General features: G+C 61.6%; 21 protein-coding genes. 8 read left to right on the top strand and 13 right to left on the bottom strand.

Annotated features, from left to right (window positions below; translation table 11 throughout):
* Window positions 1–82 precede the first annotated feature (82 nt).
* The 8 genes from AAFO90_RS01575 to AAFO90_RS01540 form a co-directional block, all read right to left on the bottom strand.
* On the bottom strand, window positions 83–1,300 hold the full coding sequence (locus tag AAFO90_RS01575; protein WP_274835304.1) for a phenylacetate--CoA ligase family protein: 1,218 nt from the start codon (window positions 1,298–1,300) through the stop codon (window positions 83–85).
* Between the two features lie 17 nt (window positions 1,301–1,317).
* On the bottom strand, window positions 1,318–2,154 hold the full coding sequence (locus AAFO90_RS01570; RefSeq protein WP_065271781.1) for an ABC transporter ATP-binding protein: 837 nt from the start codon (window positions 2,152–2,154) through the stop codon (window positions 1,318–1,320).
* Window positions 2,155–2,320: 166 nt separating this feature from the next.
* Window positions 2,321–3,604 (bottom strand): ABC transporter substrate-binding protein, encoded by a 1,284-nt coding sequence (locus AAFO90_RS01565; protein WP_347508282.1) that lies wholly within the window; start codon window positions 3,602–3,604, stop codon window positions 2,321–2,323.
* Window positions 3,605–3,701: 97 nt separating this feature from the next.
* Complete coding sequence (locus AAFO90_RS01560) at window positions 3,702–4,778, bottom strand: branched-chain amino acid ABC transporter permease (protein ID WP_065271782.1); 1,077 nt, start codon at window positions 4,776–4,778, stop codon at window positions 3,702–3,704.
* 3 nt (window positions 4,779–4,781) lie between these two features.
* On the bottom strand, window positions 4,782–5,039 hold the full coding sequence (locus tag AAFO90_RS01555) for a hypothetical protein (RefSeq protein WP_065271783.1): 258 nt from the start codon (window positions 5,037–5,039) through the stop codon (window positions 4,782–4,784).
* A gap of 93 nt (window positions 5,040–5,132) precedes the next feature.
* Entirely contained in the window at window positions 5,133–6,119 is a 987-nt protein-coding gene (locus tag AAFO90_RS01550; protein WP_347508281.1) for a branched-chain amino acid ABC transporter permease, read from the bottom strand.
* Window positions 6,120–6,148: 29 nt separating this feature from the next.
* Window positions 6,149–6,958, bottom strand: a complete 810-nt coding sequence (locus AAFO90_RS01545; protein WP_116560346.1) for an ABC transporter ATP-binding protein — start codon at window positions 6,956–6,958, stop codon at window positions 6,149–6,151.
* Between the two features lie 52 nt (window positions 6,959–7,010).
* Complete coding sequence (locus AAFO90_RS01540; protein ID WP_274838150.1) at window positions 7,011–8,984, bottom strand: AMP-binding protein; 1,974 nt, start codon at window positions 8,982–8,984, stop codon at window positions 7,011–7,013.
* Window positions 8,985–9,278: 294 nt separating this feature from the next.
* Between AAFO90_RS01540 and AAFO90_RS01535 the strand changes: the two genes are divergently transcribed.
* The 3 genes from AAFO90_RS01535 (at window position 9,279) to AAFO90_RS01525 (ending at window position 12,269) form a co-directional block, all read left to right on the top strand.
* Window positions 9,279–11,180 carry a PAS-domain containing protein gene (locus tag AAFO90_RS01535; protein ID WP_347508280.1) on the top strand — a complete coding sequence of 634 codons (1,902 nt, stop codon included), beginning with the start codon at window positions 9,279–9,281 and terminating at the stop codon, window positions 11,178–11,180.
* On the top strand, window positions 11,177–11,881 hold the full coding sequence (locus AAFO90_RS01530) for a response regulator transcription factor (RefSeq protein WP_347508279.1): 705 nt from the start codon (window positions 11,177–11,179) through the stop codon (window positions 11,879–11,881). The genes AAFO90_RS01535 and AAFO90_RS01530 overlap by 4 nt, the downstream gene beginning before the upstream one ends.
* A 133-nt stretch (window positions 11,882–12,014) precedes the next feature.
* The gene (locus AAFO90_RS01525) at window positions 12,015–12,269 is read left to right on the top strand and encodes a WGR domain-containing protein (protein WP_065271789.1); all 255 of its coding nucleotides are present in this window, start codon (window positions 12,015–12,017) and stop codon (window positions 12,267–12,269) included.
* Between the two features lie 56 nt (window positions 12,270–12,325).
* Here the strand turns inward: AAFO90_RS01525 and AAFO90_RS01520 are convergent, their stop codons facing one another.
* Window positions 12,326–13,519, bottom strand: a complete 1,194-nt coding sequence (locus tag AAFO90_RS01520; protein WP_347508278.1) for a hydantoinase/carbamoylase family amidase — start codon at window positions 13,517–13,519, stop codon at window positions 12,326–12,328.
* 244 nt (window positions 13,520–13,763) lie between these two features.
* Between AAFO90_RS01520 and AAFO90_RS01515 the strand changes: the two genes are divergently transcribed.
* From AAFO90_RS01515 to AAFO90_RS01495, 5 genes are all read left to right on the top strand, one after another.
* Window positions 13,764–14,417, top strand: a complete 654-nt coding sequence (locus AAFO90_RS01515; protein WP_347508277.1) for a histidine phosphatase family protein — start codon at window positions 13,764–13,766, stop codon at window positions 14,415–14,417.
* 66 nt (window positions 14,418–14,483) lie between these two features.
* On the top strand, window positions 14,484–15,098 hold the full coding sequence (locus AAFO90_RS01510; protein WP_274829831.1) for a glutathione S-transferase family protein: 615 nt from the start codon (window positions 14,484–14,486) through the stop codon (window positions 15,096–15,098).
* A gap of 25 nt (window positions 15,099–15,123) precedes the next feature.
* Window positions 15,124–16,176, top strand: coding sequence for a saccharopine dehydrogenase (locus AAFO90_RS01505; RefSeq protein ID WP_347508276.1), 1,053 nt, complete (start codon window positions 15,124–15,126; stop codon window positions 16,174–16,176).
* Entirely contained in the window at window positions 16,176–16,424 is a 249-nt protein-coding gene (locus tag AAFO90_RS01500; RefSeq protein WP_065271793.1) for a SemiSWEET transporter, read from the top strand. The genes AAFO90_RS01505 and AAFO90_RS01500 overlap by 1 nt, the downstream gene beginning before the upstream one ends.
* 13 nt (window positions 16,425–16,437) lie before the next feature.
* The gene (locus AAFO90_RS01495; protein ID WP_347508275.1) at window positions 16,438–17,580 is read left to right on the top strand and encodes a saccharopine dehydrogenase family protein; all 1,143 of its coding nucleotides are present in this window, start codon (window positions 16,438–16,440) and stop codon (window positions 17,578–17,580) included.
* A gap of 62 nt (window positions 17,581–17,642) precedes the next feature.
* On the opposite strand, the gene AAFO90_RS01490 is transcribed toward AAFO90_RS01495, so the two are convergent.
* The 4 genes from AAFO90_RS01490 to mutL are packed head-to-tail and all read right to left on the bottom strand — an operon-like array spanning window position 17,643 to window position 22,462.
* Window positions 17,643–17,966: a DUF3775 domain-containing protein gene (locus tag AAFO90_RS01490; RefSeq protein WP_065271795.1), complete on the bottom strand. Its 324-nt coding sequence runs from the start codon at window positions 17,964–17,966 to the stop codon at window positions 17,643–17,645.
* 34 nt (window positions 17,967–18,000) lie between these two features.
* On the bottom strand, window positions 18,001–19,326 hold the full coding sequence (locus AAFO90_RS01485; protein ID WP_347508274.1) for an adenylate/guanylate cyclase domain-containing protein: 1,326 nt from the start codon (window positions 19,324–19,326) through the stop codon (window positions 18,001–18,003).
* Window positions 19,323–20,543, bottom strand: a complete 1,221-nt coding sequence (gene rmuC / locus AAFO90_RS01480) for a DNA recombination protein RmuC (RefSeq protein WP_347508273.1) — start codon at window positions 20,541–20,543, stop codon at window positions 19,323–19,325. Before rmuC ends, AAFO90_RS01485 begins: the two co-directional genes overlap by 4 nt.
* Entirely contained in the window at window positions 20,543–22,462 is a 1,920-nt protein-coding gene (gene mutL, locus AAFO90_RS01475; protein ID WP_347508272.1) for a DNA mismatch repair endonuclease MutL, read from the bottom strand. Before mutL ends, rmuC begins: the two co-directional genes overlap by 1 nt.
* Window positions 22,463–22,471 lie beyond the last annotated feature (9 nt).

Genomic DNA, 22,471 nt, shown 5'->3' with positions numbered 1-22,471 from the left:
TACGCCCGGCCCCGGTTTCGGATAGAAAAAAGCCGGGCGTCCTTACGGGGCCCGGCTCTCCATGTCTGTGTAAGGCTGCGGATCAGTCGTAGCTGCGCTGATCCTCGATCACCAGGCCGTCCTTGGGCAGGGCACCGGGGGCAACCACTTCGATCTTGCCTTTCAGCTTCAGCACTTCGATCACCGATTTCCCAAACCCAACCTCATCGCCGCCGGTGGCTTCGATCTGAACAGTCATCGCGTCCATTTCGCCGTCACGGGTGGCAATGACGCGCGCCTTGACGATCTCGTCATGCTTGTCGACCAGCGCTGCCACCTGTTCCGGGCGCACGAACATGCCCTTAATCTTGGTGGTCTGATCCGCGCGGCCCATCCAGCCCTTGATCCGCATGTTGGTGCGGCCGCAAGGCGACATCCCGGGCAGAACCGCAGACAGATCGCCAGTGGCAAAACGGATCAGCGGATAATCGGGGTTGAGCGTCGTCACCACGACCTCGCCCACCTCGCCCGGCGCAACAGGGGTGCCCGTGCCGGGTGTCACAATCTCAACGATGACACGCTCGTCAACGATCATGCCTTCCATCGCGGCGCTCTCGTAGGCGATGTTGCCGAGATCAGCCGTTGCATAGCTTTGCAGACAGGTGATGCCCCGGTCGGCGTATTCCTGACGCAGCGACGGAAACAGCGCGCCGCCCCCGACCGCCGCCTTGGTATAGCCCAGCTTCACGCCCATGGCATCGGCCTTGTCCAGGATCACCTTGAGGAAATCCGGAGTGCCCGCATAGGCGGTCGCCCCCACATCGCGGGCGGCTGTGACCTGCAATTCGGTCTGACCGGTGCCTGCGGGCAGAACCGCAGCGCCAACGGCGCGGGCGCCGCTTTCAAAGATCATGCCAGCCGGAGTCAGGTGGTAGCCGAAACAGTTTTGCACCACATCGCCAGCGCCAATGCCTGCCGCGTGCAGGAAGCGGCCCATGCGCCACCAGTCATGTTCGCTGCCGCCCGGTTCATAAATCGGACCCGGCGACTGGAAGATATGCGCGAACCCATGCGCCGGTTTCACCGTGAAGCCACCAAAGGGGGCATTCTCGGCCTGGGCACGGCTCAGCTCGGATTTGCGTAGCACCGGAAGCGCGGCCAGATCCGCAGCCGAGGTGATCGCCGCAGGATCCACATCGGCCAGCGCCGATCCATATCCCGGCGCGGTTTTGGCGCGGGCGATCTGCTCCGGCAGCGCCTTGGCGATATCCGCGGCACGTTCATCCGCCGAGCGGGTTTCAAGAATGTCAAAAAAACTCATGTCCTCATCACCCCGCATCAGCTCAGCCACCGTTTGCGGCGGCGGTAGGACCGCACATCGCGGAAGCTCTTGCGCCCTTCGTCCGACATGCCGAGATAGAATTCCTTCACGTCCGGGTTTTCGCGCAGTTCGGCGGCAGGTCCATCCATCACCACGCGGCCGGATTCCAGGATGTAACCATAATGCGCAAAGCGCAGCGCCACGTTGGTATTCTGTTCCGCGAGCAGGAAGGTCACGCCTTCGTTTTCGTTGATCGATTTCACGATGCCGAAAATCTGCTCCACCAGCTGCGGCGCCAGACCCATCGAAGGTTCGTCCAGCAGGATGGTTTCCGGGCGGCTCATCAGGGCGCGGCCCATGGCCACCATCTGCTGCTCACCCCCGGAGGTATAGCCAGCCTGGGATTTGCGGCGTTCCTTCAGGCGCGGGAAATAGCTGTAGACCATCTCCAGATCGCGCTGGATATCGCCCTTGCCATCGGCGCGGGTATAGGCGCCGGTCATCAGGTTTTCCTCAACGGTGAGGTGTTCGAAACAATGGCGGCCTTCCATCACCTGGATGACGCCCTTGCGGACCACTTCGGCGGGATCCTGATCGTGCATCACCTCGCCGCGGTATTTGATCGACCCTTTGGTCACTTCACCGCGCTCGGAATGCAGCAGGTTCGAAACCGCCTTCAGTGTCGTTGTCTTGCCGGCGCCATTGCCGCCCAGCAGCGCGGTGATACCGCCTTTTGGAACCTTCAGGCTGACGCCTTTCAGCACGAGGATCACGTGGTTGTAGATCACCTCGATATTGTTGACCTCAAGCAGGGTTTCGGCCTGCACATCGGTGGTGTTTGCTGCGTCGAGCATCAAAGTTTGTCCTCATGCGGTCACGGCCTGTTGCGGCCTGGTCCGGGGCGAGCCGTATTCATTCGCAGGCGCCCGGATCGGTGTCTCTTCGGAGGTGGTGTGGCGGCTGGCCGCCACACCGGTTTTGAGTCCGGTCCCGCCCCAAAAGGCGGGACCACGAGCACTATCAGTTGCAGCGCGGTTCGATGTTGTTTTCCTCCGCATAGGAAGCGGAGTCAGCTTCGATCAGCGGCTGGATTACAGCGGTGTCGGTCTTCTGGAAATCCGAGATCAGGCTCCAGGTCTTGGTCTCTGCGTTCCACTGGGTCATGCCGACGAGGCCGGGGCCACCGTGGTTTTCACAGGAAACGTTGAAGGACGGACCGAAGTAGGGCATGCCAAGCGCCGACATACGGGCTTCGGGCATTTCCAGGGCCTCCATGCCATCGCGCATCATCGCCGGGGTGATGTCCTTGGTGCCGTGCATTTCCTGGGCGGTCTTGGCCGCTTCGACAGCCAGCATCGCCGCGTACATGCCACGGTTATAAAGCACATTACCGATCTGATCGCCTGCACCGGCAGCCAGGCCCTTGTCGACAACATATTTCTGCATGTCATCAAACACCGGGAAGTCGCGGCCAACGTTGTGGAAGGTCACAGCCTTGTAGCCATTGGCCTTCGCACCGGCGGACAGGACGTCATGCTCGGCACCGGACCACCAAACGCCGATGAAGTTTTCCATCGGATAGCGGACGTTTGCGGCTTCCTGAATGGCAACCTGGTTCATCACGCCCCAGCCCCACATAACGACATAGTCGGGACGGTCACGGCGAATCTGCAGCCACTGGGACTTCTGCTCCTGACCGGGGTGGTCAACAGGCAGGGTCGACAGTTCGAAACCATGCTTTTTGGACAGCTCTTCCAGGGTGCGGATCGGTTCCTTGCCGTAGGCGGAGTTGTGGTACAGCAGGGCGATCTTCTTGCCTTTGATGTCACCACCGTTTTCGTCCAGCAGGTAGGTGATGATACCCGATGCGCCATCCCAGTAGTTTGCCGGGTAGTTGAACACGTTGCCAAAGACCTTGCCGTTGGCAGCCGAGGTCCGGCCATAGCCCATAGTGTGAAGCGGGATGCCGTCAGCAGCGGTTTTGGGGATCAGCTGGTAGGTGATACCGGTGGACAGCGGCTGATACACCAGCGCGCCTTCGCCCTTGGTGGATTCGTAGCATTCCACACCTTTTTCGGTGTTATAGCCGGTCTCGCATTCGATCACCTTCGCCTTGACGCCGCCGATGCCGCCGTCACGCTCGTTCACCAGGGTGAAATAGTCGGCATAGCCATCCGCGAAGGGGATGCCACCTGCGGCGTAGGGGCCGGTGCGGTAGCTCAGCGACGGGAATACGAGATCCGCCATGGCTGGCCCTGCGGCCATCAGCGCGCCCAGCGCCAGAGTGGTCAGTTTAAGTTTCATCGGGTTCATTCCTCCCATTGGTCTCATCCGATTTTTTGATGCGGGGCCCGTGAGTTGGCTCTTGCTGTTGTCCCCGCGATGGTCTGCCGTCCCCGCATCAGTGCGGGAAGGGCCAGAGTCTCAGTTTTTCTTTGGCAACACGCCACAGCTGCGCCAGCCCGTGCGGTTCTGCGATCAGGAAGAACACGATCAGCCCCCCCACGATCACCAGCTGGAAATGCGCCACGATATCAGTCGGCCAGCCCATCACGTCGACGCCCAGAACCTTCAGCACCACCGGCAGCAGCACCAGGAAGGCCGCGCCCGCGAAGGAGCCGAAGATCGAGCCCAGACCGCCGATGATCACCATGAACAGCACCAGGAACGACTTGTTGATGCCAAAGGCCTCGCCGACCTCAACCGCGCCAAGGTAGACCGAGAAGAACAGCGCCCCGGAGATACCGATAAGGAAGCCGGAGACGGCAAAGGCTGTCAGTTTCGCCTTCAGCGGGTTCACCCCGATGATCTCGGCAGCAATGTCCATGTCGCGGATCGCCATCCAGGTCCGGCCCGTTGTGCCGCGCGTCAGGTTGCGGGCGACGATGGCGCAGAACGTCAGGAAGATCAGACAGAAGAAATAGGTCGCCCAGGCCGGTGCGTTGGGACCGGTGATCACGATGCCAAAGACATCCCGCTCAGGCGCGTTGATCTGGCCCGAGGCGGAGTAGTTGTAGAACCACGGCACACGGTTAAACAGCCAGACCAGGAAGAACTGCGCCGCCAGCGTGGCCACCGCCAGGTAAAAGCCCTTGATGCGCAAGGACGGCAGGCCAAAGGCCACACAAACCAGCGCGGTCACACCGCCCGCCAAAAGAACATGCACGAACATGCTGACTTCGGGGAAGGCGGTCATGAACTTGTAGACCGCATAGGCACCCACAGCCATGAAACCGCCGGTCCCGAGGCTGACCTGACCGCAATATCCGACCAGAATGTTAAGGCCGATGGCCGCGATCGAATAGATCAGGAACGGCAGCAGGATGGCATTCGCCCAGTAGTCGTTGATGACAAAGGGGATGACCAGAAAGGCCACGGCCAGCACCGCGTAGTAACGATAGCGATCGAACTTGATCGGAAACGTCTGGCTGTCATCCTGGTAAGAGACCTTAAAGTCCCCGGCTTCACGGTAGAACATGCTTCAGATGCTCCCTTTTTCCTGCGCGCGGTTGCGGGCCGCTGCGTCCAGTTGATTTGTCTTCTTCGCGTATCCGCTGGCCTCGGCCAGGCGGGCCAGCCGCAGATAGGCGAGGATCCCTGTGAAAAGACCGACAGCAGCCAGAAGAGCGGAGATCACGACCTGGGTGTCGGAAAAATCTCCGGAGGTCAGCGCCAGATAGCCAAAGGCCCAAAATCCAGACCAGGCGATCACATTGACGATGGCAATGAGCTTTCTCATGCGTCTTTCCTCCTTCTTATGTTGCGTTCAGTCTCTTGCTGCGCGGCCCCATCCCTCCCCGAATGGAACCGCCCTTGATGTCATTGGGCTGCGTCAGACCCTTTCGATGATCTTCTCCCCAAAGAGGCCTTGCGGACGGAACACCAGGAACAGCAGCGCCAGTACGTATGCGAACCAGTTTTCAGTCGCGCCGCCGACCATCGGGCCGATAGCAAATTCAAACAGTTTCTCACCCACACCGATGATCAGGCCGCCGACGATGGCGCCCGGGATAGAGGTGAAACCGCCCAGCATCAGAACCGGCAGCGCCTTCAGCGCGATCAGCGACAGCGAGAACTGCACGCCCGACTTGGTGCCCCACATGATACCTGCGACCAGCGCCACGAACCCGGCAACCGACCAGACCAGAACCCAGATGAAGTTCAGCGAGATACCCACAGACAGCGCCGCCTGGTGATCATCTGCCACGGCGCGCATGGCGCGGCCCTGCTTGGTGTATTGGGCAAAAATCACAAGACCGGTCACCAGTAGCGCCGCCACCACGGTCGCCACGATATCAAGGTTGTCGATGAAGAAGCCGTAGCCAAAGATGTTGTAGGTGGTCTCATCAATCCACAGGTTGATGCCCTGCGGGATGCCCACATCCAGCGTCTTGATCTCGGAGCCCCACATCAGGTCAGCCACGCCTTCCAGGAAATAGGCCAGACCGATGGTGGCCATAAACAGGATGATCGGCTCCTGCCCGACCAGATGTTTCATCACCAGAACCTGCACCAGCCAGGCCAGCAAAACCATGACCGCCACGGTCAGGATCACCGCTAGGAAGGACGGAATCATCCACCCGAAATGGGTGATATGGCCGCCGAAGACCGCGTTGATCAGATGCGCAAAGGGCACCTGACCATTCATGATCCCCACCAGGGTCATCGCCGCGAACAGCGCCATGACGCCCTGGGCGTAGTTAAAGATGCCGGATGCCTTGTAGATCAGGACAAATCCGAGCGCGACAAGCGCATAGAGCACGCCGGCCATCAGACCGTTGAGCGTGACTTCCATCGCAAAAATCAGTTGTTCAGGCATGTTTCGCCTCCCTCAAGCCGGTCTGATGGTCAGTCATGCGCAACGCCAAGATAGGCGTCGATCACATCCTGGTTGTTGCGGACTTCGTCCGGCGTGCCATCGCCGATCTTCTTGCCGTAATCCATCACGACCACCCGGTCGGACAGATCCATCACCACGCCCATGTCGTGTTCGATCAGAGCGATCGTGGTGCCGAATTCGTCATTCACATCAAGGATAAAGCGGGACATGTCCTCTTTTTCCTCGACGTTCATGCCAGCCATCGGTTCATCCAGCAGCAGCAGGCTCGGCTCGGCCGCAAGGGCGCGGGCCAGTTCCACCCGTTTCTTCAGACCATAGGGCAGACGCGCCACCGGGGTCTTGCGGATGTGCTGGATTTCCAAAAAGTCGATGACCTTCTCCACCGCTTCGCGGTTCTCGGTCTCTTCCTTCTCGGCCTTGCCCTTCCACAGCGCCTGGCTCAGCAGTCCGGTCTTCATGTAGTTGAGCCGTCCGGTCATCACGTTGTCCAGAACACTCATCCCTTCGAAAAGCGCGATGTTCTGGAATGTCCGGGCGATACCCTGACGCGCAACCTCATAGGGGCGCATCTGCGGACGCGGCTTGCCCTGATAGAGAACCTGACCTTCCTGCGGGACGTAGAACCCCGAGATCACGTTCAGCATCGAGGACTTGCCCGCACCGTTGGGGCCGATGATCGCGCGGATCTCACCCTGACGGATGTCGAACGAGATGTCCTTGATCGCCACCACACCGCCGAACCGCAGGGTGATGTTCTTCATTTCCATCACCACGCCGCCAATCTTGCGGCCGTCTTCGGTGACGTATCCTTCTTCCATGTCTTTCACGTGCCCAGCCCCTTTTTCTGGCTGCCTGTCTTTGTCGCGCGGATCATTCTGCGGCCACCTGCTGCGGTGTCACCGGAACAACTTTGGCATCGACGATGCTCAGCGTGGCGCTGATGGCGCCCTTGCGGCCGTCCTCATAGGTAACTTCGGTGGTGGTCGAGACCTGATCCGAGCCGTCATAAAGCGCGGTGATGATGTCGGCGAACTTGTCCTCGACGATGCGGCGGCGCACCTTGCGGGTGCGGGTCATCTCACCGTCATCCGCGTCCAGCTCCTTGTGCAGCACGACAAAGCGATGCACCTGACAGCCCGACAGCATTTCGTCGGCGGCAACGGATTTGTTCACCTCTTCCACATGCTCCCGGATGCTCTCCAGAACCTTCGGGTGGCCAGCCAGTTCCTGATAAGAGGCATAGGCAATGTTGTTGCGCTCGGCCCAGTTGCCTACGGCAGTCAGGTCGATGTTGATGAAAGCCACGCAACGATCCTTGCCATTGCCAAAGAGCACGGCCTCAAGGATGTCGGGATAGAACTTCAGTTTGTTCTCGACATATTTCGGAGCAAACATTGCACCGCTGGCCATTTTGCCAACGTCCTTGGCCCGGTCGATGATGCGCAGATGGCCCGTATCGTTTTCGATAAAGCCCGCATCGCCGGTCGCGACCCAGCCTTCAGGATCCTTGGTCGAGGCTGTGGATTCCGCGTTCTTGTAATACTCCACGAAGACACCGGGCGAGCGGTAGAAGATCTCGCCATTGTCGTCGATGCGGATCTCCACATCCGGCGCCGGGACGCCAACCGTATCGGCCCGCACTTCGCCATCGGGCTGCACGGTGATGAAAACGGTGGCCTCGGTTTGACCGTAAAGTTGTTTGAGGTTGATCCCCAGCGAGCGGTAAAAATCGAAGATTTCCGGGCCGATGGCTTCACCTGCGGTGTATCCGACACGAATGCGGCCATAGCCAAGGGTATCTTTCAGCGGACCGTAGACCAGAATGTCACCCAGCTTGTACTTCAGCCGGTCCATCAGCCCCACGGGCCTGCCGTCCAGGATGTCGCCGCCGACCTTCTTGGCGTGGGCCAGGAAGTGGTGGAACATCTTGCGCTTCAGCGGACCTGCATCTTCCATCCGGATCATGACGCTGGTCAGCTGACCTTCGAATACGCGCGGCGGAGCAAAGAAATAAGTCGGACCGATTTCCCGCAGGTCGGTCATCATGGTGTCCTGGCTTTCCGGGCAGTTCACGCAGAAGCCGCACCAGTAGGCCTGACCGATCGAGAAAATGAAGTCCCCCACCCAGGCCATCGGCAGGTAGGAGAGGATGTTCTCGTTGCGGGTCAGCTTATCGAAATCAGCCGAGTTCTTGGCGCTTTCGATCACGTTGCGGTTGGACAGGACAACGCCTTTTGGCTTGCCCGTCGTCCCGGAAGTATAAAGCATCACGCAGGTGCTGTCGTAGGTCAGCTTGGCCTTGCGCGCCTTCAGATCCGGGATCCATTCGTCATAGGCGGCGCGGCCCTGCTCCTGCACGTGGCTGTACTGGTGCAAGGCATGGTGGTCGTATTTCCGCATGCCGCGCGGATCCAGATAGATAACGTGCTCCAGCTGGTGCAGCTGCTCCTGAATCTCGATCACCTTGTCGACCTGTTCCTGGTCTTCGGCGATCACATAGCGGGCGCCGCAATGATCCAGCACATAGGCCAGTTCCTCGGCGGCAGAGTCGTTGTAGACCGGCACCGGAATGGCGCCGACGGACTGCGCCGCAACCATCGACCAGTAAAGGTAGGGGCGGTTGCGCCCAATGATGGCGATGAAATCGCCTTCCTTGATGCCTAGGTTGATCAGGCCAAGCGCCAGTGCTTCGATCTCCTTGGCGATTTCCGCCCAGGTCCAGCACTGCCAGATTCCGAATTCCTTTTCCCGGTAAGCCGGCTGATTAGCGAATTCCGTGGCGTTACGTTCAAGCAGCGCCGGCAGAGACAATAGTCCTGCGGCGCCCGACTGCGTCTGAGCCAATTTTATCTCCTCCCTTTCCGGCCTCCCCTGGCCGGATGATCGCTGTTCCGCGATTCTGATCCCGATTAGGACCTGTCTGATGGTAGTGCGTCAACTTTTTCCTGATGTTTTCCCAATTCTTACGAATTGTAACAGGATCACAGGAATGTGTTCCGGCCTGTTTCACATCCCCTCAACCACCGCAGATTTACCGCGACACCGAGACCCGCAAAATGCGCCACGCGCCCTCACGCCGCAGCAGACCACCTCTTTGCCGCGCCGCCGCACAGTGGTAGCCATAGCGCGGGAGAACATATGAAACAGTCAGACAAACAACGCGCCGCTATGACGACTGCCGGGCTCAACCTGATCGCTCAGGCGCTGTCGATCTACGATAGCGATCTGCGGCTGGCAGTCTGTAATCGCCGGTTCAAGGAGATGTTCGCCCTGCCGGACAGGCTGGTAACCCCCGGCGCGCGCTTTGACGAAACCATCCGGTATATCGCCGAAAGCGGCGAATACGGCCCAATCGAGGATATCGACGAATTTGTCGACTCCCGCGTCGAACAAGCGCTTGCCTTTGTTCCACATTATCTGGAACGCACCCGCGCCAACGGGCAGGTGATCTCGATCGAGGGGGCACCACTTTCGCAGGGGGGCTGGGTGTCGGTCTATACCGATATCACCCGGACAAAACGGGTCGAACTGTTGCTGCGGGCCCGGTCCGAGGAAATGTCGGACCGTCTGATCGCCCATACCGAAGAACTGTCGGCAGCAAACCGCGAACTGGCCGCCACCAACAGCGCCTTGGAAGAGGCCAAACGCCAGCTCACCGAGATCGAGGCCCGCACCCGTCTGACGACGGAAATGATGCCGGCCCATATCGCCCACGTGGATGGCGAAGGCTATTACACCTTCACCAACCGGCGGCTCAGCTCGGTCTTTCCGGGCCGTCCCTCTGACATTCTGGGGATGCATATCTCGGATGCGCTAGGGCCATCTGCATTTGCCCGGATCGAACCGCATCTGATGGCCGCCTACAAAGGTGGCAGCCCGGTCTTTGAGTTTACCGAGGAACACGGCAGCCGCCGCATCCGCGTCGCCTTTACCCCGGACAACAGCGGCGGCGTTTTTATCCTATCGATGGATGTGACCGAGGAAACCCAGGCCCGCGTCGCCCTGCAACAGGCCCGCCGCCGCGAAATGGCGGCGCAGATGACCTCCGGCCTTGCGCATGACTTTTCCAACCTTCTGACCATCATCCTCGGCATTCAGGGCAAACTGGCCAAGATGGATCTGCCCCCCGAAGCGGATGAGCTAATCCAGGGCACCCTTTCGGCGGCACGGCGGGGTGGGCGGCTTCTGAACCGCATCGGGGAAATGACAGGCCAGCGCACCCTGCGCCCGCAGGCCACCGACATGCATGTGCTGCTCAATGAGCTGAAGATCCTCGCCTCGCCCTCGCTGCCGCAGGGAATCGGCCTCAGCATTCTCGACAATACGCCCGACGTGATGCTGCTGCTGGATGCGGGCAAATTGCAGGACGCGCTGCTGAACCTTATTTTCAACGCCCGCGACGCCTGCGGCACCACCGGGCAGATCACCGTCAGCGTCCATGCGGTCGGAGAAACCTGGCTGGAAATCAGCGTCAGCGACACTGGTCCCGGCTTTTCCCCCGAGGCGCTGAAACAGGCGCTGAACCCGTTTTTCACCACCAAGGGCAGCGAAGGCTCGGGCCTAGGTCTGCCGACCGTTTATGACATGGCGAAATCCACAGGCGGCGACATGCGCATCGCCAATACGGTCTCAGGCGCCAGCGTCACCCTGCGCCTGCCCTACCGGCTGGCGCCGGATGCCTCGGGCGGGATCGCGCTGCTCGTCGAAGACAGCGAAAGCCTACGCGCCACCTTTCGCGACATGCTGATCGACCTTGGCTATTCCGTGATTGAGGCCACCAGCGTAGACGAAGCCTCGGCCCTGACCGCTGACATTCCAGACATGGCGCTGGTGCTGTCCGACATCCGGCTGGAGGGTGAGGCCACCGGGATCGATCTGGTCGACCGGCTGGCCGGATCCTCCCTGCCCTGCATCCTGATGACGTCGCTGCCCCCGGGCGATGCCATGCATCGGGAGGCTTTGAAACGCGGGCCTGTTCTGCAAAAACCCTTTACCACGCAGCAGCTGTCGGCGCTGATCACACCGGAGACCCCTTCATGACCGCGCCACTTGTCACCATTCTGGACGATGAACCCGAAATCCGCCGGATCCTGACCGAGACCCTGGAAGAGGCCGGTTTCCGCACCCAGAGTTTTTCCCGGGCGCGCGAATTCGAAGCCTCCTTGAAACGCGTGACGCCAGATGTCTGCCTCGTTGACCTGTCGCTGCCCGACACCGATGGGCTGACACTTGTGCACAGACTGGCGCTGGAGCAGGGCGCGGCGGTGATCATCATTTCCGGTCGCGCGCAGGTGCAGGACCGGGTGACCGGGTTGGAGCTGGGCGCTGATGATTACATCACCAAACCCTTTGATCCCACCGAAGTCGTCGCCCGTATCCGCGCCCGTCTGCGCGGCGGCCCCCGCGCCCAGGTGCAAAGCGGGAATTCGGCGCAGTTCTCTGGCTGGACGGCTCATTTCGACCGCTATGTTCTGGAGGATGAAACCGGCGGCGAGACGCCCTTTTCCCATGCCGAGGGCGAAGTGCTGCGGCTGTTTCTGGAAAGTCCCAAAAGGCTGATCTCCCGCGCCCAGATGCAAGAGGCGCTTGGCGGGGCAGCCGGAGACAGTTTCGACCGGGCCATGGATGTGCGTGTGTCACGCCTGCGCACCAAATTGCGCGAAGATCCCAAGAACCCCCGGCTGATCAAGACCATCTACGGCGCAGGCTATATTTTCCTCGGCGATGTGAACTGGCTCTGAGGCTGATCATCGGCTGTCGGCATCGGGCGGCAGGATGCCCGGAACAAACCAGCGGTGCAAAAGTGATCCCGGCCCGTGCGGGTTCACCATCCTTTCTCTTGCCGACCCGAATCACCGCGATTAGAATCGCCTCATGGCTACCTGTCTTCTCTATCGTGAAACATCATCCCGGCCCTCCCGGTTTTACCGGATCGAACTGGCGATGAACCTGTTTTCCGAGGTCTCTGTCCTTCGGGAATGGGGCGTCGCAGGGCGCGATGGGCAAAGCGTGATCAACATCTATGGCAACCTGCGCGAGGCGTCGGTTGCCGCCGACAGCCACCGCAACCGCATGATCAAACGCGGCTATAACCGCGACGGACTGGCATCGCAGGCCACCGCCGACTGATCACGCAGCACGCTCCGGCGACCCGTAGGCCGCCGGTTTCTGCATTTAATTTCTGTTCACAGGGTCGCGGCCGCCTGGGCCAAAACTTCCAGCCCCAGCGTCAGATCGGCTTCGTCCGTGTCCTCGTCAAAGGCGTGGCTGATGCCGCCGATTGACGGCACAAAAAGCATGCCCGTCGGCATGACCCGCGCCACATTGGCCGCATCGTGCAGCGCGCCCGACGGCATGTCACGCCATTGCCGCGGCGCCAGATCCTCGGCCGCCGTGCGCAGGGCCGCCTGAATGCGGTCATCCATGGCAACGGGTTCGATGCCCATCACCGGTCCCATCTCCACCTCCACGTCGCGTTCCGCTGCGATCTCGTCACAGGTCTGGCGGATGATCTGCTCCATCTCCAACAGCCGCGCGGCCTCTGCATCGCGCCACTGCATGGAGAAGGTCACCCTGCCCGGCACCACCGAAGACGCATTGGGATGCAGTGCAACATGGCCAAGGGTCCAGACGGTTGCCGGGGTGACGATCTCGGCAAAACGTTCGTTCAGGCGGGTGTTAAAGGCCGAAAGCGCCTGAAAGGCATCCTGCCGCAGATGCATCGGCGTCGTGCCCGCATGGTTCTGACGGCCGGTAAAGGTGATCCGCATATCCCGGATGCCAACGATATTAGTGACCACGCCGATCTTTTCGCCGGTGGTGTCCAGGGTAGGCCCCTGTTCGATATGCATTTCCAGAAAGCCGGTGAACAGATCCGTCGGCACGGGCTTTTCCGTCCCTTCTTTCATACGTTGGCGCGCAGCCCGCAGCGTTTGCCCCTCGTTATCGGTCTGCTGATCCGCATCTGCCATCGACAGCCGCCCGGTCCAGACATCCGATCCGGTCAGAACGCCGAAACGCCCCTCTTCATCCTGAAAGCTTACAACGGAAATCGGCGGCCCTCCGGCCTCTTTGCTGGCGCGGGCAATTTCCAAGCCCGCAATGACGCCCAGCGCCCCGTCGAGCCACCCGCCTTCGGGCTGGCTGTCGCTGTGCGAACCGATCAGCAGGGATTTCTCCCCGGCAATGCCAAAAAGATTGCCAAGCCGGTCAAACCGAACCTCAAGCCCCGCTTCCTGCATGCGGCTCGCCAGCCAGCGGCGCGCGGCGATTTCCACCGCGGTATAGGCCGGACGAACCACACCTTTCCCGACCCCGGAGGCCCCGAACGAGCGCAGCGTATGCAGATCCGCCAAGAATCTCTGGGGGTTGATCTTCATTCCGGGTTCTCCCTTGGTCACGGTCTTGTGTACGGCCCGTCAGTTCCAACGGGTGTTAACCTACATCTTCCATCATTTGCGTTATGTCCACATTTTGTTAACCTTTTCCGGAACGTCGTTCCTGCATTTTTTTCACGCGTGCCAAATCGGCACCCGGTAAATTTCACGCCATCCCTGAAACCTTCCTTCCATGTCGCGGGCTGCTCACCTAAGAGTCAGGCCAAAGATCAGAGGAACGGAAGCGATGTCTCATATCACGCTGATCCGCCACGGGCAGGCAAACACCGAGGCCCGCGACGAGCACAGCTATGACCGGCTCAGCGATCTGGGCCATCAGCAGGCGGCCTGGCTGGGTGAGCATCTGCGCGCCAGCGGCGCCAGCCATCCCCGTATCTATTGCGGCACCCTGACCCGGCACATCGAAACCGCTGCGGGCATGGGATATACCGAAGAGGTGGTGCAGGATCCCCGTCTCAACGAGATGGAGTATTTCACCCTCGCCCAGGCGATGGAGAAACAGCACGCGCTGGCCATCCCGCAGGAACGCGAAGGCTTCATTGCCCACCTGCCGCAGGTGCTGGCCGCCTGGGCAGAAGGCGAAATCGATGATGCCCCCGAAAGCTGGAGCGATTTTGAAACCCGCACACAAGCGGCCCTGTCCGAAATCGCGGCGGGAGAAGGTCCGGCATTGGTGGTGACCTCGGGCGGGCTGATCTCCATGGCGATGCGTCAGGCGATGATGCTCGAAATCACCGGCATGGCCCGGATGGCGCTCGCGATCATGAATACCTCGATGCACCGTCTGTTCCCCATTGGCGGGCACTGGTCGCCGGTACTGTTCAACGCGGTACCCCATCTGGAAACACCCGACCGCCATTTTGCACAGACCCATCTTTGACCGCGGGTTTGACCACGATTTGACCATGGGGCAGACCGCCCGTGACAGAATTGAAGGACGAAACAGATGCAGCTTTATTATGCTCCCGGCACGATCTCGATTGCAGTGGCCATCGCGCTTGAGGAAGCCGGTATCGCCTATGAGGCGGTCAAGGTGGATTTTGCCAGCGCCGAGCAGACAAAACCCGCCTATGGGCAGATCAATCCCAAGGGCCGCGTGCCTGCGCTGGCGGTCGAGGGCGGCATCCTGACCGAAACCGGCGCTCTGCTGGACTATATCGCCGATCTTGCTCCCGACGCAGGTCTGCGCCCCGAAGACCCGGTTCTGAAGGCCCGCATGCGCGAGGTGATGTACTACCTTGCCTCGACCATGCACGTGAACCATGCCCACAAGATGCGCGGCAGCCGTTGGGCCAGTCAGCAATCCTCGTTTGAGGACATGACAGCGAAAGTGCCAGAAACCATGGCCGCCTCTGCCGCCTACATCAGCGAAAACGGCCTTAAAGGGCCCTTTGTGCTGGGTGATGAGATCAGTATCGCCGATTGCTATCTGTTTGTGGTGTGCAGCTGGCTCGAAGGGGACGGGGTTTCGGTTGCGGATTATCCCAAGATCCGGGATTTCATGGCCACCATGGATCAGCGCCCCTCGGTGCGCGCAGTCCGCGCCAAGGGCATGCTTTGATATTTGAGTGAAGGACGACAAGAGAATGACTCATCTCTGGGTACGGGCCGAGCAGCGCCCGAATGAAGAACGGGTCGGGCTGACCCCCGAAGGCGCCAAGGCGCTGATCGATGCAGGCATCAAGGTCACGGTCGAGAAAAGCTCGGTCCGGGCGATCTCCTTGCAGGGCTATGTGGATGCGGGTTGCGATATCGCCGCCGAAAACAGCTGGCCCACGGCCCCGGCAGAGGCAATCATCTTTGGCCTGAAAGAACTTCCCGAGGACGGCACGCCTTTGCCGCACCGCCACATCATGTTCGGCCATGCCTTCAAGGGTCAGCACTCGGGCAAGGCATTGCTGGAGCGGTTCCGCCAGGGTGGCGGCACGCTTTATGACCTGGAATATCTGGTGGACGAAAGCGGCCGACGGGTTGCGGCCTTTGGCTATTGGGCCGGCTATGCAGGCGCGGCGGTGACGTTGAAATGCTGGGCCGCCCAGCAGCGCGGCGAAATCTGTGGCCCGGTTGGTGTCTTCAAAGACAAGGATTCGCTGATTGCCGATCTGTCCTCCGAGCTGTTCGCGCTGAAAGCCCCCCGCCCCACCGCCATCGTGATTGGAGCCCTCGGGCGTGTTGGCACTGGTGCGACGGATCTGCTGGAGACCATGGGCGTCATCGTTACCAAATGGGACATGGCGGAAACCGCCAATGGCGGCCCCTTCCCGGAAATCCTGGAGCACGATCTGTTCCTCAACTGCATCTTTGCGCGCCCCGGCACGCCTGTGTTTGTACCGCAATCTGCCCTGACCGAGCCGCGCAAGCTGACCGCCATCGGCGATGTCGCTTGCGATCCGGACAGCGATTACAACCCGGTGCCGGTCTATGACCGCGCCACCACCTGGGATGCCCCTGCCCTGCGCGTGGCCAAGGACCCGGTTCTGGACGTGATGGCCATCGACAACCTGCCCTCGATGCTGCCCGCCGAAAGCTCGGTCGATTACGCCGAGCAGCTTTTGCCCTCGCTTCTGACGCTGGGCGATCTCGGCAGCGGTGTCTGGGGCCGGGCCAAAGCAACCTTTGACGAAAACATGGGCAACTGATGGAACTTTACATCGGATATCTGGCCGGCACGATGGGCACGATCTGCTGGATCCCCCAGGCTTGGCGCGCCTGGAGCACGCGGGACACCTCGGGCCTGTCGCTGGCGGCCAACCTGATGTTCCTTCTCACCGTCTCGCTCTGGCTCATCTACGGGCTTATGGTGGGCGACATGCCTTTGATCCTGGCCAACTTCTGTGCCTTGCTGATCGTGATCAGCATCGTTCTGGCCAAACTGAAATACAAATAAGGGAGTACCACTCATGACCATCCACTGGTGCGGAACCGGCCTGTCGGCCATCCCCGGCCTGCGCCGCCTTCTGGAGGCGGGCCATGACGTTGCGGTGTGGAACCGCACCCCCGAAAAGGCGCGCGAAGCGGTGGGCGATCTGACCACCAACATTCACGCCTTTTCCATCGCCAACCTGGCCCAGATGCTGAGCCCGGAGGACGTTGTCGTCTCAATGCTGCCCGGCGACTGGCACGTGGAGCTGGCCGAACTGGCGATCTCCAAAGGCGCCCATTTCGTGTCCTCCTCCTACATTGCGCCGGAAATGCGCGCGCTGGATGACAAGGCGCGCGAAGCAGGCGTGGCCCTGGTGAACGAGGTCGGCCTTGATCCCGGCATCGACCACCTGATGGCCCACGCGCTTGTGCAGGATTACAAGGCATCGGACGCCTATGATGCCGAGAACCACATCAGCTTTATCTCTTACTGCGGTGGCATTCCGAAGACCCCGAACCCGTTCCGCTATAAATTCAGCTGGTCGCCGCTTGGCGTGCTGAAGGCGCTGCGTTCACCCTCGCGGTCGGTGCGGGATTATTCCGAGCTGCGCGTGGACCGGCCATGGGATGCGATCAGCAGCTATGACGCGCCGCTGCCCATCCCGGAAAGCTTTGAGGTCTACCCGAACCGCGACTCGCTGCCCTTCATGGCGCAATACGAGTTCGAAGAGGCCTGGCCGGTGAAGGAATTCGTGCGCGGCACCCTGCGGCTCAACGGCTGGTCCGAGGCCTGGGCCGATGTCTTCAAGGAGGTCGAGACCCTGGAAGGCGAAGCAGGCGATGCCCGCCTGAAAGAGATGTCCGACCAGTTCTGGGACGAAAACGCCTATGACGAAGGCGAAGCGGACCGGGTTGTTCTCTGCGTCAGCCTGAAGGCGGAAAAGGACGGCAAGGTCGTCTGGCACAAGACCTATGTCATGGATGCCTGGGGCGATGAGCGCAGCACTGCCATGGCGCGCCTCGTGTCCTATCCCGTCAGCTTTGCCATTGAGGCGGTGATGAACCGGCAGATCCCGGCCGGCGTTCACGCTGCCCCCAGCGATCCCAAGCTGATCGAAAAATGGATGGGCGAGATCGGCAAGCTGGCCCAGCATCTGGAAATCATCGACCACGCAGGCTGAACCAAACAGCTCTGCCAACACAAAAGACCCGCTCAGGCGGGTCTTTTTTTGTGAGGCGCCCTTCAGCGACCGATCACGTCGTCTTCGATATCCCCGACATCCACACCGATGGCCTCCAGCCCGGCCTCGATATTGTCGGCCAGATGCGGCGTTCCGATAAGGTAATCAGCGGTCGGGGTGGTGGCTTCGCTGCGAGCCGTCGCAAGCGCCTCTGACAGCTCTTCCGCCTCGAAACTGCCGCGACCGATCCACATGATCGCGGTCAGTTCGGCCTGCTCATCGACGCTCATCCGGTCGATAAAGGCGCGCAACTCCCCTTCGGCCCGGTCCAGCTCTCGGGCCATCATCGCCACCTGGGCGACCTTGCGGGCGGAAATCTCCAACATCGTTCGTCTCCTGCTGTTCGCGGTTCTACCGGTATCAGACAGCAGTGTCCTCTCCGGGTCTTTGATCTGGGGCAAAGCCGCCTTGCCCCCATCCGAAGATGTCGAGCCCGCTGCTGCGCCCGCGCAGATGCACCGGTGGCAGGGCAATCCAGCCGTCGCGCGCGGGCTCTGCTCCAGCTGCGTCAAACAGGGCGGCAGAGGCGATGATCCGGGCATCTGCCTGCCGTGTCAGCTGCTCCAGCCGCGCCGCGATATTCACTGTATCGCCAAAGACGCTGTATTCCAAACGCTCGGCATTGCCGACCACGCCGGAGAAGACCTCGCCCCAGTGCAGGCCGATCCCCGCCTCGACAGGCCCTTCCCCCGCCTCCAGGCGCAAGGCCGTCCAGCGCTGCAGTTCTTCATCCAGCGCCCCGGCGCAATCGAGCGCTCGCTGCGCCCCGTCCTCACCTTCGAACAGGATCATCGCGGCATCGCCGATGTATTTGTCGATCAAGCCGTTGCTGCACGCCGCAGCCCGCTGCACCCGGCGGCGGAATTCGGTGATATAGGCGCTGACCTCCTGCGGATCGCGCCCCTCGGACCAGCTAGTGAACCTGCGGATGTCGATGAACAGGACCGCCATCTGCTGCCGCTGCCCCTGTCGCAACTCCTCCAGCCCGCCGCCCGCCAGGCGCCCGGCCAGTTGGGCGGGCAGGTAGCGGGTCAGATTGGTGCGCGCCTGCGCCTCGGTGATCGAGCGGTGCAAAAGCCCACGCATCCGGTAGGCGGCCACGACAAGAACAATGCCGGCCAAGGCAATCATGGAAATGCGGATGATATTAGGAGGCAAGGACAACAGGAACAGTGCCCGCTCCGCTGCCTGCACCGGCACCTGTTCGGGCTGCCAGAAGACCATCAGTGACAGGCCCGTGACGATCAGAAGCACCGTATAAGCTTGCAGATACGGGTTGAACCGCAGAACCGCAAAGGCCAGCACCCCCGGTACCAGCCAGATCGGTGGCAGCAGGAAGGTCACGCCCCCCGGCAGGGATGTATTCTCAAGCCCCACCCAGGCATTCACCAGAAGGAAGGCGCAGTCCAAGGTCACGCCGGTCCAGATCATCCAGCCGCGAAACATCCCCCGGCGCGCGCGCCATAGGGTGAACAGTCCTAGCAGCAGGTAGGAAAACATGGTTGCCAGTGCAAAGAGCCATTGCCGACGCAGGTAGCTTTCCACGGTTTCAACATTGTCCCAGACGGTGAGAAAGAAGATCAGCAACAGCCCCAGCGACACCCCGATCCGCAGAACTGAGACGACGCGCTCGGCCTCCACCTCAGCCTGTCGCCACAACTCCCGGTCCGCTGCGCTGCCCCTCATCTCTCTGGATGCTCCAGCGGGACCACGGTCCCGGTTGGATCCGCCCCCTGGTCGATCTCTTCAAAGTCGAAGTTGTCGAGCCGCTGCGCCCGGCGCCCGGCCTTATCTGCGCTGATCTTGATCTCGGCGACGTCCTTGGCCGCTTGCGCAAAATGCCGATCCAGATTGCCGACGCGCTCGCCCAGCCGTTCCACATCGCGGTGCAAGAGGCCCAGCTCACTGCGGATGGCCCCCGCCTGTTCGCGCATGCGAGCGTCCTTCAGGATCGCGCGCATGGTGTTCAGCGTCGCCATGCAGGTGGTGGGCGAGACGATCCAGACCTTCGCCGCAAACCCTTCGCGGACCACGCCAGTGAAATTGGCGTGCAGCTCGGCATAGACCGCTTCGGAAGGCAGGAACAGGATCGCACCATCGGCGGTTTCGCCCTCAATGATGTACTTCTCGGATATTGCCCGGATATGCGCCCGCAAGGCCGTTTTCATCTGCCGCGCCGCATAGGCCAGCTCATCCTGGGTTTCGGCTCGGCGCAACGCCTCATAGGGTTCCAGCGGGAATTTGCTGTCGATCACGATCGGCCCCGGCGGGTTCGGCAGATGCACCAGACAATCGGCACGCTTGCCGTTGCTGAGCGTCGCCTGCAGCGTATAGGCATCCGCAGGCAGTGCCTTTGAGACGATGTCGTTCAGCTGGATCTCACCAAAGGCGCCCCGGGTCTGCTTGTTCGACAGGATATCCTGCAGGCTCAGCACATCGCCCGACAGTTTGGTGATATTGTCCTGCGCCTTGTCGATGGTCGCCAGCCGCTCCTGCAACTGCGTCAGAGAGGTCACCGTGCGTTTGGCGCTGCCGTGCAGGCTTTCCTGCATGCGTTCCTGCATCTCGGCCATGGCGCGGGCCTGCCGCAGGGCATTGTCGGCCAGCCTATCGTTCATATGCTGCTGCACATCCGTCAGCCGTGCCTCGACCGTCTGCACCATCTGCACCTGCGCATTGGCCTGCATGTCCGACACATGCTGCAAACCGCCGCGCAGCTGCTGCACAGACTGGCCCAGATATTCCATCTGCTGCGCCAGAGGTGCCACCGCCGAAGCCGCGCGGGCCGAGGCGCGCATGGAGAGGAACAGCAGCAGGATCAGCAGCGCCGCAAAGCCGCCCGCCATCAGGGCCAGCGGCCCGACCTGATCCATGGCTGCTATGGCCTCCTCCATGCTGTCCATCACGTGCGTCCGAAAAGACGTTCGATATCGGCCAGTTTCAGTTCCACATAGGTAGGACGGCCATGGTTGCACTGGCCGGAATGGGGCGTCGCCTCCATTTCCCTAAGCAGGGCATTCATCTCTTCGCCGCGCATGCGCCGCCCGGAACGGATCGAACCATGGCAGGCCACCCGGCTCAGGATCGCCTCCAGCCGCGCCTGCACCAGCTGGCTTTCGCCCTGATCGTCCAGCTCGTCCAAGATGTCCTTCACCATGGCCTCGGCGTTGACCTCGCCGAGGATTGCAGGGGTTTCCCGCACCGCCACGGCGTTGCCACCAAAGGCCTCGATGCCAAGACCGAATTTACTCAGCTCATCCGCCACCGCCAGCAGGCGCGCGCAGTCATTGTCGGAGAGTTCGACGATTTCCGGGATCAGCAGCGCCTGCGCCGCGACGCCGTTTTCACCCATCTGCCGCTTCAGCTTTTCATAGACAAGCCGCTCGTGGGCGGCGTGCTGATCGACGATCACCATGCCATCGGCGGTCTGGGCGATTATGTAATTCTCGTGCACTTGGCCGCGCGCTGCGCCCAATGGCAGGGCCTCGGCCTGCGCCTCCTGCATGCCCGGTTCCGCGGGCTGCACGGGCTCTTCGATGGTCTGACCGCTGAAGGCGCTGCGCATCTCGGCAAAGCCTTGGCTCTGCGGCGGCGGAGAGGGCTGATAGGGCGGCACCGGCACGTAATCCGGTCGCTGCGCGCTATAGGCCGCCGTGCGGGCGCCCATCGACGGGCGGTCCATCTGGTAGACATGTGGCGCCGACTGCGGGGTGGCCTGTTCGGGGCGCATGGCGCCCAGCGTCGCCCCAGCCACGGTGGTGGAGGCGCGATGCCCGGCCTCGGCCAGTGCGTGCCGCAGGGCCGAGACGATCAACCCTCGGGCAAGCCCGGGATCGCGGAAGCGGACCTCGGATTTGGCGGGGTGCACGTTCACATCGACCAGGGTCGGATCGCAATCGATAAACAGCGCCGCCACCGGATGGCGATCCCGGCTCAGGAAATCGAAATAGGCCGCGCGCAGGGCGCCGGTCAGCATCTTGTCCTTCACCGGGCGCGTGTTCACGAAGAGGAACTGCGCCACCGCCGCGCCGCGGGAATAGGTTGGCAGCGCCGCGTAGCCATAAAGCCGCAAACCTTCGCGGGTGGCGTCGATCTTCAGCGCGTTTTCGGCAAACTCCCGCCCCAGAACCGAGCCAAGCCGCCCATGCAGCGCATCGAACAAATCGCCGGAGAGGGGATCGGCCCGGAAGGTGACGCGTCCCTCGCCGCCGCCGGACACATCCCGCAGGGTGAAGCCAACAGAGGGTTCGGCCATGGCAAGGCGCTTGATCACATCGCCGATCGCCTGCGCCTCGGCCCGGTCTGTGCGCATGAATTTCAGCCGCGCCGGGGTGGCGTAGAACAGATCGCGCAGCTCGACCACGGTGCCCGCGCGCAGGGCGGCGGGTTTCACCGGCTCCATGCCACCGCCAGCAACGCGGATCTGCGCCGCATCATTGCCTGCGGCGCGGCTGGTGATGGTCAGGCGTCCCACAGCACCCAGGCTGGGCAGCGCCTCGCCCCGGAACCCGAATGTGTGAATGTTGAGCAGGTCCGATCCGTCGATTTTCGAGGTAGCATGGCGCGACAAGGCCAGCGGCAGATCATCGGGCGTCATGCCGCAGCCATCATCGGTGACCCGGATCAGGGTCTTGCCGCCATCGGCAATCTCCACCGTGATCCGCGTGGCGCCTGCGTCGATGGCGTTCTCCACCAGTTCCTTCACGGCCGAAGCGGGGCGTTCAATCACCTCACCCGCCGCGATCCGGTTGATGGCGCTGTCCTCCAGCTGCCGGATGACGGGGCGGGAATTGTCGCGGATTTGGGGGTCTGGGCTGCTCATACCGCAAAA

The sequence above is a fragment of the Phaeobacter sp. CAU 1743 genome, from assembly GCF_039839315.1.
In the GTDB taxonomy this organism is placed as follows: Bacteria; Pseudomonadota; Alphaproteobacteria; order Rhodobacterales; family Rhodobacteraceae; genus Phycobacter; species Phycobacter gallaeciensis_A.
Note: the sequence above shows the minus strand (reverse complement) of the source record. Positions and strands in the feature narration are given on the sequence as shown.

What these genes read in the sequence shown, in the direction of transcription:
- AAFO90_RS01530 (WP_347508279.1), top strand. Translation starts at nt 11,177, where the DNA reads ATGACCGCGCCACTTGTCACCATTCTGGACGATGAACCCGAAATCCGC.
- AAFO90_RS01500 (WP_065271793.1), top strand. Translation starts at nt 16,176, where the DNA reads ATGGAACTTTACATCGGATATCTGGCCGGCACGATGGGCACGATCTGC.
- AAFO90_RS01575 (WP_274835304.1), bottom strand. Translation starts at nt 1,300, where the DNA reads ATGAGTTTTTTTGACATTCTTGAAACCCGCTCGGCGGATGAACGTGCC.
- AAFO90_RS01485 (WP_347508274.1), bottom strand. Translation starts at nt 19,326, where the DNA reads ATGAGGGGCAGCGCAGCGGACCGGGAGTTGTGGCGACAGGCTGAGGTG.
- AAFO90_RS01535 (WP_347508280.1), top strand. Translation starts at nt 9,279, where the DNA reads ATGAAACAGTCAGACAAACAACGCGCCGCTATGACGACTGCCGGGCTC.
- AAFO90_RS01565 (WP_347508282.1), bottom strand. Translation starts at nt 3,604, where the DNA reads ATGAAACTTAAACTGACCACTCTGGCGCTGGGCGCGCTGATGGCCGCA.
- AAFO90_RS01545 (WP_116560346.1), bottom strand. Translation starts at nt 6,958, where the DNA reads ATGGAAGAAGGATACGTCACCGAAGACGGCCGCAAGATTGGCGGCGTG.
- AAFO90_RS01515 (WP_347508277.1), top strand. Translation starts at nt 13,764, where the DNA reads ATGTCTCATATCACGCTGATCCGCCACGGGCAGGCAAACACCGAGGCC.
- mutL (WP_347508272.1), bottom strand. Translation starts at nt 22,462, where the DNA reads ATGAGCAGCCCAGACCCCCAAATCCGCGACAATTCCCGCCCCGTCATC.
- AAFO90_RS01510 (WP_274829831.1), top strand. Translation starts at nt 14,484, where the DNA reads ATGCAGCTTTATTATGCTCCCGGCACGATCTCGATTGCAGTGGCCATC.
- AAFO90_RS01570 (WP_065271781.1), bottom strand. Translation starts at nt 2,154, where the DNA reads ATGCTCGACGCAGCAAACACCACCGATGTGCAGGCCGAAACCCTGCTT.
- AAFO90_RS01550 (WP_347508281.1), bottom strand. Translation starts at nt 6,119, where the DNA reads ATGCCTGAACAACTGATTTTTGCGATGGAAGTCACGCTCAACGGTCTG.
- AAFO90_RS01555 (WP_065271783.1), bottom strand. Translation starts at nt 5,039, where the DNA reads ATGAGAAAGCTCATTGCCATCGTCAATGTGATCGCCTGGTCTGGATTT.
- AAFO90_RS01495 (WP_347508275.1), top strand. Translation starts at nt 16,438, where the DNA reads ATGACCATCCACTGGTGCGGAACCGGCCTGTCGGCCATCCCCGGCCTG.
- AAFO90_RS01505 (WP_347508276.1), top strand. Translation starts at nt 15,124, where the DNA reads ATGACTCATCTCTGGGTACGGGCCGAGCAGCGCCCGAATGAAGAACGG.
- AAFO90_RS01490 (WP_065271795.1), bottom strand. Translation starts at nt 17,966, where the DNA reads ATGTTGGAGATTTCCGCCCGCAAGGTCGCCCAGGTGGCGATGATGGCC.
- rmuC (WP_347508273.1), bottom strand. Translation starts at nt 20,543, where the DNA reads ATGGACAGCATGGAGGAGGCCATAGCAGCCATGGATCAGGTCGGGCCG.
- AAFO90_RS01525 (WP_065271789.1), top strand. Translation starts at nt 12,015, where the DNA reads ATGGCTACCTGTCTTCTCTATCGTGAAACATCATCCCGGCCCTCCCGG.
- AAFO90_RS01560 (WP_065271782.1), bottom strand. Translation starts at nt 4,778, where the DNA reads ATGTTCTACCGTGAAGCCGGGGACTTTAAGGTCTCTTACCAGGATGAC.
- AAFO90_RS01520 (WP_347508278.1), bottom strand. Translation starts at nt 13,519, where the DNA reads ATGAAGATCAACCCCCAGAGATTCTTGGCGGATCTGCATACGCTGCGC.